This window comes from Caballeronia zhejiangensis (genome assembly GCF_022879815.1).
GTDB lineage: Bacteria > Pseudomonadota > Gammaproteobacteria > Burkholderiales > Burkholderiaceae > Caballeronia > Caballeronia zhejiangensis.
Genome location: NZ_CP084283.1, coordinates 2524636 through 2543794, shown reverse-complemented (window position 1 = coordinate 2543794; position 19159 = coordinate 2524636). Strand labels below are relative to the sequence as shown.

Below are 19159 nucleotides of genomic sequence, written 5' to 3'. Positions count from 1 at the left end.
AGTATGAAAAGTGATCTTAACGATGACTTGGAATACGGCACAACGCGAATACTCAGCCTATGGCAAGGGTGGCTCGAGAGAGACACACTTGTTATAGGGTCAAGCGAACAAGTGCATGTGGTGGATGCCTTGGCGATCACAGGCGATGAAGGACGCGGTAGCCTGCGAAAAGTTGTGGGGAGCTGGCAAACGAGCTTTGATCCACAAATGTCCGAATGGGGAAACCCACTCCTAATGGAGTACCCACAACTGAATACATAGGTTGTGTGGAGCGAACGCGGTGAACTGAAACATCTAAGTAACCGCAGGAAAAGAAATCAACCGAGATTCCCAAAGTAGTGGCGAGCGAAATGGGATCAGCCTGTACTCTTTATCTTTGTTGTTAGTCGAACGCTCTGGAAAGTGCGGCCATAGCAGGTGATAGCCCTGTAGACGAAAACAGCGAGGAAGAACTAGGGGTACGACAAGTAGGGCGGGACACGTGAAATCCTGTCTGAAGATGGGGGGACCATCCTCCAAGGCTAAATACTCGTGATCGACCGATAGTGAACCAGTACCGTGAGGGAAAGGCGAAAAGAACCCCGGGAGGGGAGTGAAATAGATCCTGAAACCGCATGCATACAAACAGTCGGAGCCTGGAAACGGGTGACGGCGTACCTTTTGTATAATGGGTCAGCGACTTACGTTCAGTAGCGAGCTTAACTGATTAAGGCAGGCGTAGCGAAAGCGAGTCCGAACAGGGCGATCAGTTGCTGGGCGTAGACCCGAAACCAAGTGATCTATCCATGGCCAGGTTGAAGGTGCGGTAACACGTACTGGAGGACCGAACCCACTAACGTTGAAAAGTTAGGGGATGAGCTGTGGATAGGGGTGAAAGGCTAAACAAACTTGGAAATAGCTGGTTCTCTCCGAAAACTATTTAGGTAGTGCCTCGTGTATCACCTTCGGGGGTAGAGCACTGTCATGGTTGTGGGGTCCATTGCGGATTACTACGCCATAGCAAACTCCGAATACCGAAGAGTGCAATCACGGGAGACAGACATCGGGTGCTAACGTCCGGTGTCAAGAGGGAAACAACCCAGACCGCCAGCTAAGGTCCCAAAGATTGGCTAAGTGGGAAACGAAGTGGGAAGGCTAAAACAGTCAGGAGGTTGGCTTAGAAGCAGCCACCCTTTAAAGAAAGCGTAATAGCTCACTGATCGAGTCGTCCTGCGCGGAAGATGTAACGGGGCTCAAGCCAGTCACCGAAGCTGCGGATGCGTACGCAAGTACGTGTGGTAGGAGAGCGTTCCGTAAGCCTGCGAAGGTGCGTTGAAAAGCGTGCTGGAGGTATCGGAAGTGCGAATGCTGACATGAGTAGCGATAAAGGGGGTGAAAAGCCCCCTCGCCGTAAGCCCAAGGTTTCCTACGCAACGTTCATCGGCGTAGGGTGAGTCGGCCCCTAAGGCGAGGCAGAAATGCGTAGCTGATGGGAAGCAGGTCAATATTCCTGCACCATTGTTAGATGCGATGGGGGGACGGATCGCGGAAGGTTGTCCGGGTGTTGGACGTCCCGGTCGCTGCGTTGGAGAAGGCACTTAGGCAAATCCGGGTGCGTAATTCAAGGGCGTGGCGCGAGCTTCTTCGGAAGCGAAGCAATTGGAAGTGGTTCCAAGAAAAGCCTCTAAGCTTCAGTCTAACGATGACCGTACCGCAAACCGACACAGGTGGGCGAGATGAGTATTCTAAGGCGCTTGAGAGAACTCGGGAGAAGGAACTCGGCAAATTGGTACCGTAACTTCGGGATAAGGTACGCCCTTGTAGCTTGACTGGCCTGCGCCAGGAGGGTGAAAGGGTTGCAATAAACTGGTGGCTGCGACTGTTTAATAAAAACACAGCACTCTGCAAACACGAAAGTGGACGTATAGGGTGTGACGCCTGCCCGGTGCCGGAAGATTAAATGATGGGGTGCAAGCTCTTGATTGAAGTCCCGGTAAACGGCGGCCGTAACTATAACGGTCCTAAGGTAGCGAAATTCCTTGTCGGGTAAGTTCCGACCTGCACGAATGGCGTAACGATGGCCACACTGTCTCCTCCCGAGACTCAGCGAAGTTGAAGTGTTTGTGATGATGCAATCTCCCCGCGGCTAGACGGAAAGACCCCATGAACCTTTACTGTAGCTTTGCATTGGACTTTGAACCGATCTGTGTAGGATAGGTGGGAGGCTATGAAACCGGAACGCCAGTTTCGGTGGAGCCGTCCTTGAAATACCACCCTGGTTTGTTTGAGGTTCTAACCTTGGCCCGTGATCCGGGTCGGGGACAGTGCATGGTAGGCAGTTTGACTGGGGCGGTCTCCTCCCAAAGCGTAACGGAGGAGTACGAAGGTACGCTAGGTACGGTCGGAAATCGTGCTGATAGTGCAATGGCATAAGCGTGCTTAACTGCGAGACCGACAAGTCGAGCAGGTGCGAAAGCAGGTCATAGTGATCCGGTGGTTCTGTATGGAAGGGCCATCGCTCAACGGATAAAAGGTACTCTGGGGATAACAGGCTGATACCGCCCAAGAGTTCATATCGACGGCGGTGTTTGGCACCTCGATGTCGGCTCATCTCATCCTGGGGCTGTAGCCGGTCCCAAGGGTATGGCTGTTCGCCATTTAAAGAGGTACGTGAGCTGGGTTTAAAACGTCGTGAGACAGTTTGGTCCCTATCTGCCGTGGGCGTTGGATATTTGAAGGGGGCTGCTCCTAGTACGAGAGGACCGGAGTGGACGAACCTCTGGTGTACCGGTTGTGACGCCAGTCGCATCGCCGGGTAGCTATGTTCGGAAGAGATAACCGCTGAAAGCATCTAAGCGGGAAACTCGCCTTAAGATGAGATATCCCCGGGGCTTCGAGCCCCTTGAAGGGTCGTTCCAGACCAGGACGTTGATAGGTCAGGTGTGTAAGTGCAGTAATGCATTGAGCTAACTGATACTAATTGCCCGTAAGGCTTGATCCTATAACCAGTGTGTTTTACGTACTGACCTGGCGCCACAGCGCTTGGTCAATACCACCCCTGGTTGAGTAGCGTTGTGCGACACTCACTCCCCAAACACTTCTACTTCTTCCCAGATTGGTTGTCGCGCCCACCCAGGCGAGACAACAACAAGTCATGCCTGATGACCATAGCGAGTCGGTCCCACCCCTTCCCATCCCGAACAGGACCGTGAAACGACTCCACGCCGATGATAGTGCGGATACCCGTGTGAAAGTAGGTAATCGTCAGGCTCCTCATGCTTCAAACAAAAACCCCACCCCAAAAAGGTGGGGTTTTTGCGTTGGGGCGTGAAAATCTAAATCGCAATTAAGCCAGCAGAGGCGTAACGGCGACCATCAACGGGCGAGGAATTTCTCCGCCAGTCTTACCCAGTACGACGATCCGATCGATAACAAATCATCATTAAAGTCGTAGCTGGCGTTGTGCAACATGCACGGCCCCGCGCCGTGTCCTTGCTCCCGGTGCCCGCCGTCGCCGTTACCTAGAAACGCATAACATCCGGACTTTTCGAGAAGCATGAACGAAAAGTCCTCGGCGCCCATCGTCGGCTCGACGGCGCTATCGACCTTATCCTTGCCCACCACTTCTGCCATAACTTCCGCCGCGAATCTTGCCTCTTCAGGCGAATTGATCGTCGGCGGATAGTTTCTGTGGAAATGAATTTCCACCTCGCAGTCGTAGGCCGCTGCGGTTGCATCGGCGATTTTGCGCATGCGCGCCTCGATTAGATCGAGCGTCTCCACCGTAAAAGTACGCACAGTTCCTCCGAGCCAAGCCTGATCGGGCACCACATTGGCAGCCTGGCCAGCGTGAATCTGGGTAATCGAAAGCACGGCCGTATCGATCGGCTTCTTGCTTCGCGTGATGATGCTCTGAAGCCCGTTCGCGATCTGAACCGCCGTAAAAACGGGATCGCGCCCGTTATGTGGCAAGGCCGCGTGCGAACCGGTTCCTCGAATGGCGATGCGAAACTCGTTGCTCGAAGCCATGATCGGCCCTTCGACGACACCGAAATGCCCCGCCGGAATGCCAGGCCAGTTGTGAATGCCGAACACCGCATCGACCGGAAACCGCTTGAAAAGACCATCTTCGATCATGGCCTTCGCGCCCGCGCCGCCTTCCTCAGCCGGTTGGAAGATGAAGACGACCGTCCCATCGAATTTGCCGTGCTTGGCCAGATATTTCGCCGCGCCGAGCAGCATCGCCGTATGACCATCGTGGCCGCAGGCATGCATACGGCCGTCGTTCGTCGATCGATGTCCGAAAGTGTTCAATTCCTGAATGGGCAGCGCGTCCATATCCGCGCGCAGCCCGATCGAGGCGCTGCCGGCGCCGCGCTTCAACACGCCGACGACGCCTGTCTTGCCCAATCCCCGATGCACTTGGATTCCCCAACTTTCGAGGCTCTCGGCAACCAGTTTTGCGGTGCCAACCTCTTCATAGCGCAATTCGGGATGGGCATGGATCGTTCGTCGGAGCGTCTTGATCTCGTCGTGCGATGCTTCGATTTCTGGGATCAGATTCATTTGAACTGCTCTCACGTTTGAATTCGGATTGCGCGTATTGACCGCGCCTGCTCGTTCCATTCTACGCCGCCGCTATTTGCGCCATCGGACGGTCGATCGCATAGCGGCCGTAATAGAATTCCGTCATCTGCCGCTTTTACTTCGATTTACGGACTTTCCGATGAACGCTCCAGCCGAGTTTGCCCGAGCCGTGTGCCCGCACGATTGCCCCGATACTTGCGCGATGCGCGTAACGGTCAAAGATGGAAAAGCGGTCAAAGTCAGCGGCGAACCTGATCATCCACCGACGCAAGGTGTGTTGTGCACAAAGGTCACGCGCTATGCCGAGCGTACGCATCACAAGGATCGTCTTCTGACTCCGTTGCGTCGAATCGGCAAAAAGGGCGAGGGTAGATTTGAGCCGATCGGCTGGGACGAAGCGTTGCAACTCGCCGCCGAACGCCTGCAGCCTATCGCCCGGCGCACGCCTGAAGCCATCGTTCCGTACAGTTACGCGGGCACGATGGGCCTGGTGCAAGGCGAAAGCGTCGCTGCCCGATTCTTCAACGTGCTTGGCGCATCGCGACTCGAACGCACGATTTGTGCGGCCGCGGGCGCCGCCGGCCTGCGCTACACGTACGGCGCGAGCCTCGGAATGCATTCCGAGTATTACGAAGAGAGCGAACTCATTCTGATCTGGGGCGCGAATCCGATCGCGTCGAGCCTGCACTTCTGGACGCGCGCGCAGGAGGCAAAGCGTCGTGGCGCGAAGCTGATAGCGATCGATCCGTACAAGTCGCTCACGGCGGAAAAGTGCCATCAGCACATCGCGTTGCGCCCGGGCACCGACGCCGCGCTCGCGCTCGGCATGATCGACGTGTTGATCCGCGAGAATTTCATCGATCACGAGTATGTGAGCGCGCATACCGTCGGCTTCGATGAACTTGCGGCGCGCGCGGCGCAGTATCCGGCTTCGCGCGTGGCGCAGATCTGCGGCATCGACGAAAAGGTCGTTATCGAACTCGCCCGTGCTTTCGGATCGACGAAGAAGGCCGCAATTCGCCTCAATTACGGCATGCAGCGCGTGCGCGGTGGCGGCAATGCCGTGCGGGCGATCGCTTGCTTGCCGTCGTTGACTGGCGCGTGGCGCGAGCGCGCCGGAGGCCTGCTGCTTTCGTCGTCCGGCTGGGCGCCGATCGACGGCAGCGCGCTCGAGCGTCCCGATTTGCTGCCGGGCTGGCCCTCGAAGCTTCCGCGCGCGATCAACATGAACGCGATCGGCGACGCGTTGCTGCATCCGGGCGACGAAGCATTCGGGCCGAAGATCGAAGCGCTGATCGTCTACAACTCGAATCCCGTTGCGGTCGCGCCCGATTCGGCGAAAGTCGAGGCGGGCTTCGCGCGCGAGGATCTGTTCACGATCGTGCTCGAACACTTCCAGACAGATACCGCCGATTACGCGGACCTCGTCTTTCCCGCGACGACGCAGCTCGAGCATCTCGACGTCCACAAGTCCTACGGGCACACGCACGTAATGGCGAATCTGCCGGCGATTCCACCCGTCGGCGAAGCGCGCCCGAACACTGAAATATTCCGCGGACTCGCACGCGCCCTGGGCCTTACCGAGCCGGCGCTTTTCGAGACCGACGAGCAGATCGCATCGAAGGCATTCCGCTGGAACGACCCGACGCTCGAAGGTCAGAGCTGGGACACGTTGAAGGCGTCCGGCTGGCTGAAGCTCGGAATCGCGGAAGCGCCGCTGGCCGAAGGCGGGTTCCGCACCCCGTCGGGAAAATGCGAGTTCTACAGCGAGCGCCTGAAACGCGAAGGTCTCGATCCGTTGCCCGATTACCTGCCGCCGTACGAATCTGCGGACGGATCGCCGGATCTGGCGGCCCGCTATCCGCTCGCGATGATTTCGCCGCCCGCGCGCAACTTCCTGAACAGCAGTTTCGTGAACATCGAAAGTCTGCGGGCGGCGGAGCGCGAACCGCATCTCGATATTCACCCCGCCGACGCGCAAGCGCGCGCCATCGCCGATGGCGCAGTCGTGCGCATCTTCAACGATCGCGGTTCGATGCAGGCCCGCGCGCGCGTGACGGAACGCGCGCGCGAAGGCGTCGTCGTCGGCTTGTCGATCTGGTGGAAGAAGTTGTCTCCCGATGGCCGCAACGCCAATCAGGTGACGAGTCAGGCGCTGACCGACCTCGGGGGCTCGGCGACGTTTTACGACTGCCTGGTGGAAGTGGAGCCAATGCATTGACAAGCTTCGGAGCGGCGGACTCGGACGGGTTTGGTGGAAGGCGTCTAACCCGATTGTCGGAGACCGGCCGAAAAGCTAGGATCTCGTTTCCGCACGATCATTCTAAAATCATATAAAGGAGACGCCGTATGGAGAAACTCTGGCTGAAGTCTTACCCGGCCGGCGTGCCTGCGGAGATCGATCCATCCGCGTATCGGTCCGTTTCGGAGCTGCTCGAGGACAGCTTTCGCGCGAATCGCGATCGCCGCGCGTTCGTGTGCATGGGCCAGGCGATCACGTACGCCGAACTCGACGCGATGTCGAGAAAGCTGGCCGCGTGGTTCCAGAAGCGAGGAATGAAGCCGGGCGCGCGCGTCGCGCTGATGATGCCGAACGTGCTGCAGTATCCGATCGCGATCGCGGCGGTATTGCGCGCGGGTTACATTGTCGTCAACGTGAATCCGCTTTACACGCCGCGCGAACTCGAGCATCAGCTCAAGGACAGCGGCGCGGAAGCAATCGTCATTTTGGAGAATTTCGCCGGCACGTTGCAGGCGGTCGTCAAGAACACGGCGATCAAACATATCGTCGTCGCGGCGATGGGCGATCTCATGGGTTTGAAAGGGGTGCTCGTCAACTTCGTCGTGCGCAGCGTGAAGAAGATGGTGCCAGAGTGGAAACTGCCTGGCAGCGTCCGATTCAATGACGCGCTGAGCGAAGGCGGCCGCGGCACGCTCCAGCCGGTCACCCAAAGTCCCGATGACGTCGCGTTCCTGCAGTACACCGGCGGCACGACGGGCGTCGCGAAAGGCGCGACGCTCACGCATCGCAATCTGATCGCGAACACGCTGCAGTCAGAAGTGTGGCTCGACCCGGCCCGCAAGCGCCGTCCCGACATCGATCAGTTCGTTTGCGTGGTCGCGCTGCCGCTTTATCACATCTTCGCGCTGACGGTCTGCGGCATGCTCACGATCCGTACCGGCGGCCTTGGCGTGCTGATACCGAACCCGCGAGATATCGCCGGAACCATCAAGGAACTGAAGGGCGTTCCCATCAACACATTCCCGGCCGTCAACACGCTCTACAACGCGTTGTTGAATCATCCAGACTTCAACAAGCTCGATTTCTCGAAGCTCATCGCTGCGAACGGCGGCGGGATGGCCGTGCAGGAAGCCGTCGCGAAGCGCTGGTTCGCGGCGACCGGCGTGCCGATCGTCGAGGGTTACGGCTTGTCCGAAACCTCGCCGTGCGTGACCTGCAATCCGGTGACGGCGACCGAATACACGGGCACGATCGGCTTGCCGCTTCCGTCCACGGAAATCTCCATCCGCGACGACGACAACAACGAAGTGCCGCTCGGCCAGCCCGGCGAGATCTGCATTCGCGGCCCGCAGGTGATGGCGGGCTACTGGAATCGTCCCGACGAAACCGCGAAGGTGATGACCCCCGACGGCTTCTTCCGCTCAGGCGACGTCGGCGTGCTCGATGAGCGCGGCTACGTGAAGATTGTCGATCGCAAGAAGGACATGATTCTCGTCTCCGGCTTCAACGTGTATCCGAACGAGATTGAAGATGTTGTCGCGATGCTGCCCGGCGTGTTCGAAGTTGCCGCGGTGGGCGTGAAGGATCAGGCGTCGGGCGAAGCGGTGAAGCTCTTCATCGTGCGCAAGGATGCGAGCCTGACGGAAGCGGATGTCATCGCGTACTGCAGGGAACGGCTGACCGGCTACAAGCGTCCGCGCACGATCGAGTTCCGCAACGAGTTGCCGAAGAGCAATGTCGGCAAGATCTTGCGGCGCGAATTGCGCGACGGCCGCGCGTAGCGGCTGCATCGTCCAAAGCGAAAAGCCTTCGTGTCGCGAGATGCGAAGGCTTTTTTGTTGCCCGCAGCGGAACGAAAAAAAGGCGCCCGAAGGCGCCTTTCAGTGCGTACTGCTTTGTTACGACCTTATTAGAACTTGTGGCGGATACCGACAACAGCGGCAACCTGGTTCGACGTCGACGACGCCGACAGGCCGTTGATGTTCGCAACCGCAGGGCGGTTCAACGAATCCGTGCCGCTTGCGTGCTGGTAGATACCGTCGATGTACACGTCCGTGCGCTTCGACAGGAAGTAGTCCGCGCCGAGCATGCCTTGGTGGTACTTGGCATCGGCCAGGCCGTAACCCTTCGTGTAGTCATATGCCACGCCCAGCAGCAGGGCCGGGGTCAGCTGATACTTGAAGTTGATTTCGGCGTTATGGAACTTGCCCGAGCCGCCCGTGTAGCCAGCCGGGTTCAGGCCAGCGCCTGCTTCGTTGTTGACGTCCTTGAACTGCGTGTTGCTATACGTCGCGCCGATGGTCGCTGCGCCGAACGTGTAAGCACCGCCAGCCGAGATGACTTGCTGCGTCTTGGCCGATGCGAAGCCCGAGTACACGCGGCTCGACATGTTCGAAGCCGTAGGCGTCGTGGCAGCGTTGCGGCTCGTGGCGTTGTTGCCGAAGAACGAGTAGTTCGGGTCCTTGACGTTCAAGTAGCCCGCGCCCAATTGCAGCGGACCCTGCGAGTAGCCGAGACCAACCGACCAGATCTGGTTGCGGTTGAACTGGCCAGCTTGGCCGCCGAGGCTGTACAGGCCGCCGAACGTGAAGCCGGCGTAGTTCGCGCTCGTGTACTTGATCGCGTTGTTCACGCGATTCGAGTTGTTCATGTTGTCCAGGTCGCCCGGGTGCGCGCCGAAGTACGACGCCCACTGGCTACCGACTTCGAATGCGCCGGTGTAGTCAACCACGGAGTCGTACTGGCGACCCAGCGTGACCGTACCGAATTGCGTCGAGCCCAGACCGACATAAGCCTGGCGGCCGAACAGGTCGCCGCCTTGGCCCAGCTGGCCGTTGAACACGTTGAAGCCGCCTTCCAACACGAAGATGGCCTTCAGACCGCCACCGAGGTCTTCCGTGCCGCGCAGGCCCCAACGGCTACCTTGCAGGTTGCCGCTGTTCATGGAGTACAGCTTTTGGCCGTTGCTGTTGTTGTTGTACGCGAAGCCAGCGTCGATGATGCCGTACAGCGTCACACTGCTCTGCGCATGTGCGGCGCCTGCGAATGCGCCCAGTGCGGCGAGAGCGAGAAGCGACTTTTTCATTGATTGAATCTCCAAGGAGTGTTTGCGACTTTTGGCAAGGTCACTGTTCTTAGCGCCAGTGTGTTGACGGTCCCTGCCTGCTTCTTAACGAAGGTGACACGTAATGTAACAAAGAGGCTTTAACGGACAAAGGAAAAGGGGCTGGTCCGCCGGACTCATGTGACGTTTACGCAACAGGCGCTAAAATGTTGGTTTTGCAGGATATTTGCGACCCGTGTTTGCCCTAATTACCAAAACAGGTGCTTCATAAGGGGCGATCGGCGGTCGACGGTGTCAGGTTGGTGCCATATTCGCGATCAGACTTCGAGCCTGTAATCCGGAGAAATCGCACATGCTCCGTGGCCGCTGAACGCGGTATCCGGCAAGCCCGCGCCCCTTCGGCGCCAGTCGATGTGCGCTAAAATTCGCGTTTTCCGCGAGCGTCCGCTCCGTCTGCGGACCATGAAGAGAGAGGTGACACCATGACGCTCGATGAAGTCATCAGCGAATTCGATCGAGGCTTGCGGTCCATGACGGGCGTGAGCCGCATGTCGCGTCCGATTCCTGAATCGACGATGTCGCCTCTGGACGCGACCGGCGATGTCCTCTCGGAACAATCGCAACTCACCGAAGAAGAACGCGCCCATTCGGCCGGACTGATGCGCGTGAATCACGTTGGCGAAGTCTGCGCGCAAGCGCTTTATCAGGCGCAGAAGCTCGCCACAAGCTCGCCCGAGCTCAAGGCCAGTTTCGAGCGAGCGGCGCGTGAAGAGGAAGACCATCTCGCGTGGACATCGACGCGGCTGAAAGATCTGGAATCGCGGCCGAGCCTGCTGAACCCGTTGTGGTACGCGGGTGCGCTGGCGATCGGTTTCGTCGCGGGGCGCTTCGGCGATCGCGCGAGTCTCGGCTTCATGGCCGAAACCGAGCGTCAGGTCGAGCAGCATCTCGATGGCCACATGAAGACCTTGCCCGTCAACGATCACGCATCCCGCGCGATCGTCGAGCAAATGCGTCTCGATGAAAGCGCGCACGCCGCAGCAGCCATCGGCGCTGGTGGGAGCGAGGTTCCGTTTCCGGTGCGCGCGTTGATGCGCGCAGCTTCCAAAGTCATGACGCGCACGGCCTATTACATATAGTGTGACAAATCCTCGTTCGCTCGCTTGCCGGGTCGAGCGAGGCATTCGCCGCCGAAACTCATCATCGAATCAAAAAACGGCTGTAAGAACCGTTACATTTCCCTCATTTCGCCTGCTCTTTTCACGTACTACCTTCACATCCCGCACTAGCTCTCTAATTCATAACGGTTTTCTCTTTTGCCGTTACTTCAAGCTCCTGCGCTAAGTCCTTGTTCTAGCAAATAAAAAGCACTCGAAAAAAAGGTGCGCGTCTTGACCGAGGAAATGCGTTCCTCTAAAGTGGGAGACAGTGTGAGAAAGTGGTCTTTTGTGTGATTCACAACCCATTTTCGAGCAAAACTGGAGAGGGACGGGCGTCGTGGTGGGCGTCCGAAAACGGGGAGAAGGGCGAGTGTTCCAAGGGGCGTCGGCGCTGACGCTCGATGCGAAAGGGCGGATGTCGGTTCCGTCGCGCTATCGGGAAGCGCTGCAAGGGCAGGCAGAAGGCCGGGTGACGCTCACGAAGAGCCCGGATGGATGCCTGTTGCTCTTTCCCCGCCCGGAGTGGGAAGTCTTCCGCGCCAAGGTCGCCGCGCTTCCGATGGAAGCCATGTGGTGGCGGCGCATCTTTCTCGGTAATGCAATGGATGTCGAACTCGACGGCAACGGGCGCGTGCTGGTCTCGCCCGAGCTGCGCGCTGCCGCGTCGCTGGAAAAAGAAGTGACGCTGCTCGGCATGGGCGCGCACTTCGAGTTGTGGGACTCGCAGACTTACGCGGCGAAGGAAGCCGCGGCCATGGCGCAGGGCATGCCCGACGCGCTGAAAAATTTCACTTTCTGACGCGGCGCTGAACAACATGGCTCCTGCGATGGGAAATGAACTGCAGCATCGCACGGTGCTGCTGAAGGAAGCGGTAGACGGGCTGCTCACGCGCGCGGACGGCATCTATATAGATGGCACTTTCGGGCGCGGCGGTCATAGCCGGGCGATTTTGCAGCGACTGGGTGACGCGGGGCGGCTGATCGCCTTCGACAAGGATCCTCTCGCGATCGCCACGGCGCAACAGATTCAGGATTCGCGCTTTTCGATCGTGCACGACAGCTTCGCGGCGTTGCGCGACGCGGCGAGCGAGCGCGGAGTAGGGCGGGTGTCGGGCGTGTTGCTGGACCTTGGCGTGTCGTCGCCGCAGGTGGACGACCCGGAGCGCGGCTTCAGCTTCCGCGCAGAAGGTCCGCTCGACATGAGGATGGACCCGACTCGGGGCGAGTCGGCGGCAGAGTGGCTCGCGCGTGCCACGGTGCAGGAAATCACGGAGGTCATCAGAGATTATGGGGAAGAACGGTTTGCTTTTCAGATTGCAAAGGCGCTTGTTGCTCGCCGGGCAGAGTCCGACCGTCTTGGGCCTCTCGACAGCACGCGCGAGCTTGCCGAAATCGTGGGTCACGTCGTCAAAACCCGTGAAAAGGGCAAGGACCCGGCAACTCGCACCTTTCAGGCTATACGGATTCACGTCAATCAAGAGCTTGCGGAGCTGCAGGTAGTACTCGAATCGGCATTGGCATTGTTGGAGCAAGGGGGGCGGCTGGTCGTGATCAGCTTTCATTCACTCGAAGACCGGATCGTCAAGCGGTTCATGCAGGCGCACGCGAGCGCGCCGGCGGTGGACCGTCGTTTGCCGATCCGCGCGGTCGATCTTCCCAGCCCGCCGCTGCGCGTGGTCGGCCGCGTGTTTCCGAGTGATGCCGAAGTCGCCGATAACCCGCGCGCCCGTTCCGCGGTGATGCGTATCGCCGAGCGGATCGCGCCATGAATCGCCTCAATATCTTCCTGCTCATCATCGTGCTCGGGTGCGCGCTGTCGGTCGTCAGCTCCACCAATCAGCAGCGGGAGATTTTCATCGACTTGCAAAGGGCGCAATCGCAAGAGCGTCAACTGCAACAGGATTACGCGCAGTTGCAGTACCAGCAGAGCGCGTTGTCGAAGACATCGCGCATCGAGCAGTTGGCCACCAACTCACTGAAAATGCAGCCCGTGACGACCGGCCGAACGCAATATCTCACCTACGACACGGCCGCCAACAAGGCCGCCGACGCACCCATGCCGCCGCCGCTGCCGGCGTCGGCGCCGCCTGCACGCGGAGCCAAGCGATGAAAAAGTCCGCGAAGCAGAAAGACATCGCTCACACGCCGAATCCGCTTCTCGCCGTGCGCCTGCCCATGTGGCGCTCGAAGCTCGTCGTGTTCCTGCTATTCATGGCGTTCGTCGCGCTGGCCGGGCGCGCGTTCTGGATTCAAGGCCCGGGCAACGCGTTCTTCAAGAAACAGGGCGAAAGCCGCTATCAGCGCACGCTCGAAATGCCTGCGACGCGCGGGCAGATTCGCGACCGTAACGGCCTCGTGCTCGCAACGAGTTTGCCGGTGAAGGCCATCTGGGCGATTCCCGAAGCCGTGCCGAACGATCTCGGCGCGGACAAATTCGCGCAATTGTCCAAACTTCTCGAAATGCCGGAAAAAGAGCTTCGCGCGAAGCTCTCGATGGACAAGACCTTCGTCTATGTGAAGCGCCAGGTGCCGCTCGAAGTCGCGCAGAAGGTCGCCGCGCTCGACATTCCCGGCATCTATTCGCGCGGCGAATACAAGCGCTTCTATCCGGAAGGCGAAATCACCGCGCACCTGATCGGCTTTACTAACATTGAAGACAAGGGACAGGAAGGCGTCGAACTCGGCGACCAGAACGTCCTCGCCGGCACGCCGGGCATGCGCCGCGTCATCAAGGACCGCATGGGCCATATCGTCGAGGACGTCGACGAGCAAGTCGTGCCGCACAACGGCGCGGACGTCGAACTTTCGATCGACAGCAAGATTCAGTACATCGCGTACACGAACCTGAAGGCCGCCGTCGAGAAGACGAAGGCGAAGGCCGGCGCGGCAATGGTCATCGACGTGAAGACGGGCGAAGTGCTCGCGCTCGTCAACTATCCCACGTACAACCCGAACGATCGTTCGCGGATGACCGGCGAGCAGTTGCGCAACCGCATTCTCACGGACACCTTCGAGCCGGGCTCGATCATGAAGCCGTTCACCGTTTCGCTCGCGCTCGATCTGCATCGGGTGACGCCGAATACGCTCGTCGAAACGGGCGGCGGCGTGTTCGTGCTCGACGGCGCCCGCATTACGGACGATTCTGGCTTCGGCACGCTCACCGTCGGCGGCGTGATTCAGAAGTCGAGCAATATCGGCGCGACCAAAATTGCGATGCAATTGCGTCCCGAGGAAATGTGGAACATGTACACGAGCATCGGGCTCGGTCAGGCGCCGAAAGTCGGTTTTCCGGGCGCCGTGACCGGGCGTCTGCGCCCGTGGAAGAGCTGGCGACGCATCGAGCAGGCGACGATGTCGTACGGCTACGGCCTGTCCGTGTCGCTGTTCCAGCTCGGGCGCGCGTACACGGCGATCGCGAACGACGGCAAGATCCTGCCGGTCTCGATTTTCCGCACGGCGGGCGATCAGCCGCCGCTCGGTCAGCAAGTGTTTTCGCCGACTACCGCGCGCGAAGTGCGTGCGATGCTCGAAACCGTCGTGTCGAAGGGCGGCACGTCGCCGGATGCGGCGGTGGCCGGCTATCGCGTCGGCGGCAAATCGGGCACGGCGTACAAGCATGCGGGCCACGGCTACGACCATTCGAAGTACCGGGCATCGTTCGTCGGCATGGCGCCGATGCCGAATCCGCGCATCGTCGTGGCCGTATCGGTGGATGAACCGACGGTCGGCAGCCACTTCGGCGGTCAGGTGTCGGGTCCGGTGTTCTCGGGCATCGTCGGCGATACCTTGCGCGCGCTGAACGTGCCGCCCGATATGCCAGTGAAGCAAATGGTCGTGACGGACGATTCGAACTCCGCCACGCAAGCGGCCGCCAAGCAGCCGGCGAATACGAACAACGCGAATACCGCGAAGAAATTCGCGGTGTCGAGCAATACGAAGACGCACCCGGGAGTCGTGCGATGAGCGCGCAAACCCGACAGAGCAAGATGCAAAAGGACGTATCACAAGCCGTTCAATGGCTGCGCGCCCACGCGCAGCCCGAGGCGCAATTGCACGCCGACACGCGCTCGCTCAAAAGCGGCGACGTGTTTCTAGCCTATGCGGTCGACGGCGCGGACAACCGTCCGTATCTCGACGCCGCGCTCGCCGCAGGCGCGGCTGCGGCGCTCTATCAGCCGGAGAATTTCGCGGGCAAGCCGGACGCGTCGAAGACGCTCGCCGTGAAGGCGCTGAACGAACTCGCGGGCCCGATCGCATCCGCGTGGTACGGCGAGCCGACCGCGTCGATGCTTACCGTCGGCGTGACGGGCACGAACGGCAAGACTTCGTGCAGCCAATGGATCGCGACTGCGCTCTCCGCGCTCGGCCGTCCGTGCGCGATCGTCGGCACGCTCGGCATCGGCATGCCGGGCAAACTGGTGCATAGCGGCTTCACCACGCCCGACGCGCCGCAGCTTCAGCGCAATCTTGCGCAATTGAAAGCTCAGGGCGCGGAAGGCGTCGCGATGGAAGTGTCGTCGCATGCGCTGCATCAGGGGCGCGTGAACGGCGTCGATTTCGATATCGCCATCTTCACGAATCTCACGCAGGATCATCTCGACTACCACGGCACGTTCGAGGCGTACGAAGCGGCAAAGGCGCGTCTTTTCGCGTGGCCGTCGCTGAAGACGGCAATCGTCAATCGCGACGATGCGGCCGGTCAGCGTCTGATCGAATCGCTGCGCGGCAAGGTGCGGACGATTGCCTACGGCGTCGAGATGCCCGCCGATGCCGCGCCGAGCGCCGACGCGTTCCTGCTCGCAACGCAAGTCCGCGCGACTGCGACCGGCACTGCGTTTCATCTGTCGTCGGACTGGGGCGAAGCCGATGTCGAAGTCGGCACGCTCGGCACGTTCAACGTGAGCAATCTGCTTTCCGTGCTCGGCGTGCTGCTCGAAGTGGGCGTGCCGTTCGATGCCGCCATCGCGCGCATCGAAAAGCTCGAATCGGTCAACGGCCGCATGGAGCGTCTCGGCGGACGCATTCAGAGCGACGAGCCGCTCGTCGTGATCGACTACGCGCACACGCCCGACGCGCTCGACAAGACCCTCACCGCGCTGCGCCCGATCGCCGAGGCGCGCGGCGGCGAGCTCGTCTGCATGTTCGGCTGCGGCGGCGACCGCGACGCCACCAAGCGTCCGCTGATGGGCGAAATCGCCGAACGCCTCGCGGATCAGGTCGTCATCACGAGCGACAACCCGCGCAGCGAAGATCCCGTCGCGATCATCGATCAAATCGCCGCCGGCATGAGCGAAGCCGCGAAGGCGCGCCGCGTCGAAGACCGCGCGAGCGCGATTCTGCAAGCAATACGAAGTGCGGCGCGCGAGGACGTCGTCGTGCTCGCCGGAAAAGGGCACGAAGCCACGCAGGAAATCATGGGCAAGAAGCGCGCGTTCTCGGATCAGGATCACGCGCGTCTCGCTCTGGCCGCACGCGCCACACAACAACGCGGAGGCGGCGAATGACGATGTTCACTTTGCGCGAAGCCGCCGCGATGATTCCCGGCGCCGTCCTTAAGGGCGATGCGGGTATCGCCATCGCGCGCGTCGTCACGGACAGCCGCGGCGTGCAGGCCGGCGATCTGTTCGTCGCGGTGAAGGGCGATCGCTTCGATGCGCATGATTTCCTCGATCAGGTGGCGAAGAGCGGCGCGGCTGCTGCGCTCGTGTCACGCGACCCGAGCAACTCCGGTGCCTGGCCACTTCCGGTCATCAAGGTAAAGGACACGCGCGCGGCGCTCGGTGCGTTGGCGCACGGCTGGCGCAAGCGCTTCACGATGCCGCTCGTCGCGGTCACGGGCAGCAACGGCAAGACGACGGTCAAGGAGATGATCGCGTCGATCTTCGCGGCTGCGGTCGGCGAGGAAGCGCGCCTCGCGACCGCGGGCAACTTCAATAACGACATCGGCTTGCCGCTCACGCTGTTTCGCCTGAAGGCGTCGCACAAGCTCGCGGTCGTCGAACTGGGCATGAATCATCCGGGCGAAACCGAAGTGCTCGGCAAGATCGCCGCGCCGGATGTCGCCGTCGTCAACAACGCGCAGCGCGAGCATCAGGAATTCATGGCGACGGTCGAAGCGGTCGCGCTCGAGCACGCATCGGTCATTCATGCGCTAGGCGATACCGGCACGGCCGTGTTTCCCGCCGACGACCAGTACGCCGTCTTCTGGCGCACGGCCGCGACCGGCAACGCGATCATCGATTTCGCGCTGACCGCCGATGCATCGCAGGCCGCCGTCACCGGTACGCTCGAAGGCACGACGGTCCACATGCAAACGCCGCAGGGCGCGGTCGACATCGCGCTGAACGTGCTCGGCGAACACAACGCGCGCAACGCAATGGCGGCGACCGCGGCAGCGCTTGCCGCAGGCGTTTCGCTCGACGTCATCAAGCGCGGTCTCGAAGCGTTCCAGCCGGTTAAAGGCCGCTTGCAGGTGAAGCGCGCGATGCTCGGCGCGCTCGCCGGCGCGACCGTCATCGACGACACGTACAACTCGAATCCCGATTCGATGCGCGCCGCGATCGACGTGCTCGCATCGCAGGCAACGCCCCGCGTGCTCGTGATGGGCGACATGGGCGAAGTCGGCGAGGAAGGTCCGGCGTTTCATCGCGAAGTCGGCGCGTATGCGGCGGAGTGCGGCATCGATGCGCTCTTCGCGCTCGGCGCCGCGAGCGTCGATTCGGTGAACGCATTCAACGCGGCCGCATCGAAGCAAACCGCGCAGCATTTCGCCGATGTCCGCGAACTGCTCACCGCGCTCGAACAGGCAGGCTACGGCAACAAGGCCACGTATCTCGCCAAAGGCTCGCGCTTCATGAAGATGGAGCGCGTGGTGGATGCCTTGACGAGTCCACAACAACCCGCAGCGGGCCATGCGCCCGCTGCACATTGATTCACTGAAGAGAAGGACCAGCATGCTACTCGCACTCGCGCAATGGCTTCAGAATGACGCCAGCTTCATGCGCGTGTTCACCTACATCACGTTCCGCGCGGTGGGCGCCACGGCAACGGCGCTTCTGATCGGTCTCGTCTGCGGCCCGTGGGTCATCCGCAAGCTGACCTTGCTCAAGGTCGGCCAGGCCGTGCGCAAGGACGGCCCGCAGACGCATCTCGTGAAGTCCGGCACGCCGACGATGGGCGGCGTGCTGATCCTCATCGGCATTGCCATTTCCACGTTGCTGTGGGCCGATCTCACGAACCGTTTCGTGTGGATCGTGATGCTCGTCACGTTCGGCTATGGCGTGATCGGCTGGGTGGACGACTATCGGAAGGTCGTGCACAAGGATCCGCGCGGCATGTCGTCGCGCGAGAAGTATTTCTGGCAATCGGTGATCGGCCTGTTCGCGGCGGTGTATCTCGCGTTTTCCGTGTCCGAAGCGAACAACGCGCGCGTGTTCGATCTCTTCATGGCGTGGGTGCGCAGCGGCCTCTCGATGGGCCTGCCCGCGCGCGCCGACCTGATGCTGCCGTTCCTCAAATCGATCACGTATCCGCTCGGCGTGTGGGGCTTCATCGCGATGACCTACTTCGTCATCGTCGGGTCGAGCAACGCCGTGAATCTCACCGACGGCCTCGACGGCCTCGTCATCATGCCGGTCGTGCTGGTCGGCGCGTCGCTCGGCGCGTTCGCGTATGTGATGGGCTCGTCGGTCTATTCGAAGTACCTGCTGTTCCCGCACATTCCCGGAGCGGGCGAGCTTTTGATCTTTTGTTCCGCAATGGGTGGCGCCGGTCTCGCGTTTCTCTGGTACAACACGCACCCCGCGCAGGTCTTCATGGGCGATGTCGGCGCGCTCGCGCTCGGCGGCGCGCTCGGCACGATCGCGGTGATCGTTCGTCAGGAAGTCGTGCTGTTCATCATGGGCGGCGTGTTCGTCGCGGAAACGCTTTCCGTGATGCTGCAGGTCTTCTGGTTCAAGTTCACGAAGCGCCGTTATGGCGAAGGCCGCCGTTTCTTCAAGATGGCGCCGCTGCATCACCATTACGAGCTGTCCGGCTGGACCGAGACGCAAGTCGTGGTGCGCTTCTGGATCATCACGTTGATGTTGTGCCTGTTCGGTCTGTCGACGTTGAAGTTGCGTTGATTCA

Annotated in this window: 12 protein-coding genes and 2 rRNA genes; 12 read left to right on the top strand and 2 right to left on the bottom strand. The window is 60.6% G+C overall.

All coding sequences use genetic code 11. The features are described 5' to 3' along the window. Positions 1-97 precede the first annotated feature (97 nt). Both LDZ23_RS12120 and rrf read left to right on the top strand, forming a co-directional pair. Positions 98-2980 (top strand): 23S ribosomal RNA (locus tag LDZ23_RS12120). Between the two features lie 156 nt (positions 2981-3136). After that, a 5S ribosomal RNA gene (gene rrf / locus LDZ23_RS12115) occupies positions 3137-3249 on the top strand. Positions 3250-3354: 105 nt separating this feature from the next. On the opposite strand, the gene LDZ23_RS12110 is transcribed toward rrf, so the two are convergent. Beyond that, on the bottom strand, positions 3355-4545 hold the full coding sequence (locus LDZ23_RS12110; RefSeq protein WP_244807654.1) for a M20 aminoacylase family protein: 1191 nt from the start codon (positions 4543-4545) through the stop codon (positions 3355-3357). 160 nt (positions 4546-4705) lie between these two features. On the opposite strand from LDZ23_RS12110, the gene LDZ23_RS12105 reads away from it, so the two are divergent. Then, positions 4706-6787 carry a molybdopterin-containing oxidoreductase family protein gene (locus LDZ23_RS12105; protein WP_244807653.1) on the top strand — a complete coding sequence of 694 codons (2082 nt, stop codon included), beginning with the start codon at positions 4706-4708 and terminating at the stop codon, positions 6785-6787. 128 nt (positions 6788-6915) lie between these two features. Further along, on the top strand, positions 6916-8589 hold the full coding sequence (locus LDZ23_RS12100) for a long-chain fatty acid--CoA ligase (RefSeq protein WP_244807652.1): 1674 nt from the start codon (positions 6916-6918) through the stop codon (positions 8587-8589). A 128-nt stretch (positions 8590-8717) separates the two neighbouring features. On the opposite strand, the gene LDZ23_RS12095 is transcribed toward LDZ23_RS12100, so the two are convergent. Further along, on the bottom strand, positions 8718-9893 hold the full coding sequence (locus LDZ23_RS12095; RefSeq protein WP_008343007.1) for a porin: 1176 nt from the start codon (positions 9891-9893) through the stop codon (positions 8718-8720). A 461-nt stretch (positions 9894-10354) separates the two neighbouring features. Here LDZ23_RS12095 and coq7 point away from each other — a divergent pair, with 461 nt between their 5' ends. From coq7 to mraY, 8 genes are all read left to right on the top strand, one after another. Beyond that, positions 10355-11011, top strand: coding sequence for a 2-polyprenyl-3-methyl-6-methoxy-1,4-benzoquinone monooxygenase (coq7, locus tag LDZ23_RS12090; RefSeq protein WP_034471434.1), 657 nt, complete (start codon positions 10355-10357; stop codon positions 11009-11011). A gap of 391 nt (positions 11012-11402) precedes the next feature. Further along, positions 11403-11831 carry a division/cell wall cluster transcriptional repressor MraZ gene (gene mraZ / locus LDZ23_RS12085; RefSeq protein ID WP_008343002.1) on the top strand — a complete coding sequence of 143 codons (429 nt, stop codon included), beginning with the start codon at positions 11403-11405 and terminating at the stop codon, positions 11829-11831. A gap of 28 nt (positions 11832-11859) precedes the next feature. Continuing rightward, positions 11860-12801 (top strand): 16S rRNA (cytosine(1402)-N(4))-methyltransferase RsmH, encoded by a 942-nt coding sequence (rsmH, locus tag LDZ23_RS12080; protein WP_008343001.1) that lies wholly within the window; start codon positions 11860-11862, stop codon positions 12799-12801. Next, positions 12798-13142, top strand: coding sequence for a cell division protein FtsL (ftsL, locus tag LDZ23_RS12075; RefSeq protein ID WP_008342999.1), 345 nt, complete (start codon positions 12798-12800; stop codon positions 13140-13142). The genes rsmH and ftsL overlap by 4 nt, the downstream gene beginning before the upstream one ends. Continuing rightward, on the top strand, positions 13139-14995 hold the full coding sequence (locus tag LDZ23_RS12070) for a peptidoglycan D,D-transpeptidase FtsI family protein (protein WP_008342998.1): 1857 nt from the start codon (positions 13139-13141) through the stop codon (positions 14993-14995). The genes ftsL and LDZ23_RS12070 overlap by 4 nt, the downstream gene beginning before the upstream one ends. Beyond that, a complete protein-coding gene (locus LDZ23_RS12065; RefSeq protein ID WP_244807651.1) occupies positions 14992-16536 on the top strand; it encodes a UDP-N-acetylmuramoyl-L-alanyl-D-glutamate--2,6-diaminopimelate ligase in 1545 nt (514 codons plus the stop codon). Before LDZ23_RS12070 ends, LDZ23_RS12065 begins: the two co-directional genes overlap by 4 nt. After that, complete coding sequence (locus LDZ23_RS12060) at positions 16533-17963, top strand: UDP-N-acetylmuramoyl-tripeptide--D-alanyl-D-alanine ligase (protein WP_244807650.1); 1431 nt, start codon at positions 16533-16535, stop codon at positions 17961-17963. Before LDZ23_RS12065 ends, LDZ23_RS12060 begins: the two co-directional genes overlap by 4 nt. 22 nt (positions 17964-17985) lie before the next feature. Continuing rightward, positions 17986-19155 (top strand): phospho-N-acetylmuramoyl-pentapeptide-transferase, encoded by a 1170-nt coding sequence (gene mraY, locus LDZ23_RS12055; RefSeq protein ID WP_008342993.1) that lies wholly within the window; start codon positions 17986-17988, stop codon positions 19153-19155. Positions 19156-19159 lie beyond the last annotated feature (4 nt).

Excerpts from the sequence above, each read along its gene's own strand:
- LDZ23_RS12110 (WP_244807654.1), bottom strand. The coding sequence starts at position 4,545 with ATGAATCTGATCCCAGAAATCGAAGCATCGCACGACGAGATCAAGACG.
- LDZ23_RS12105 (WP_244807653.1), top strand. The coding sequence starts at position 4,706 with ATGAACGCTCCAGCCGAGTTTGCCCGAGCCGTGTGCCCGCACGATTGC.
- LDZ23_RS12100 (WP_244807652.1), top strand. The coding sequence starts at position 6,916 with ATGGAGAAACTCTGGCTGAAGTCTTACCCGGCCGGCGTGCCTGCGGAG.
- LDZ23_RS12095 (WP_008343007.1), bottom strand. The coding sequence starts at position 9,893 with ATGAAAAAGTCGCTTCTCGCTCTCGCCGCACTGGGCGCATTCGCAGGC.
- coq7 (WP_034471434.1), top strand. The coding sequence starts at position 10,355 with ATGACGCTCGATGAAGTCATCAGCGAATTCGATCGAGGCTTGCGGTCC.
- rsmH (WP_008343001.1), top strand. The coding sequence starts at position 11,860 with ATGGGAAATGAACTGCAGCATCGCACGGTGCTGCTGAAGGAAGCGGTA.
- ftsL (WP_008342999.1), top strand. The coding sequence starts at position 12,798 with ATGAATCGCCTCAATATCTTCCTGCTCATCATCGTGCTCGGGTGCGCG.
- LDZ23_RS12070 (WP_008342998.1), top strand. The coding sequence starts at position 13,139 with ATGAAAAAGTCCGCGAAGCAGAAAGACATCGCTCACACGCCGAATCCG.
- LDZ23_RS12065 (WP_244807651.1), top strand. The coding sequence starts at position 14,992 with ATGAGCGCGCAAACCCGACAGAGCAAGATGCAAAAGGACGTATCACAA.
- LDZ23_RS12060 (WP_244807650.1), top strand. The coding sequence starts at position 16,533 with ATGACGATGTTCACTTTGCGCGAAGCCGCCGCGATGATTCCCGGCGCC.
- mraY (WP_008342993.1), top strand. The coding sequence starts at position 17,986 with ATGCTACTCGCACTCGCGCAATGGCTTCAGAATGACGCCAGCTTCATG.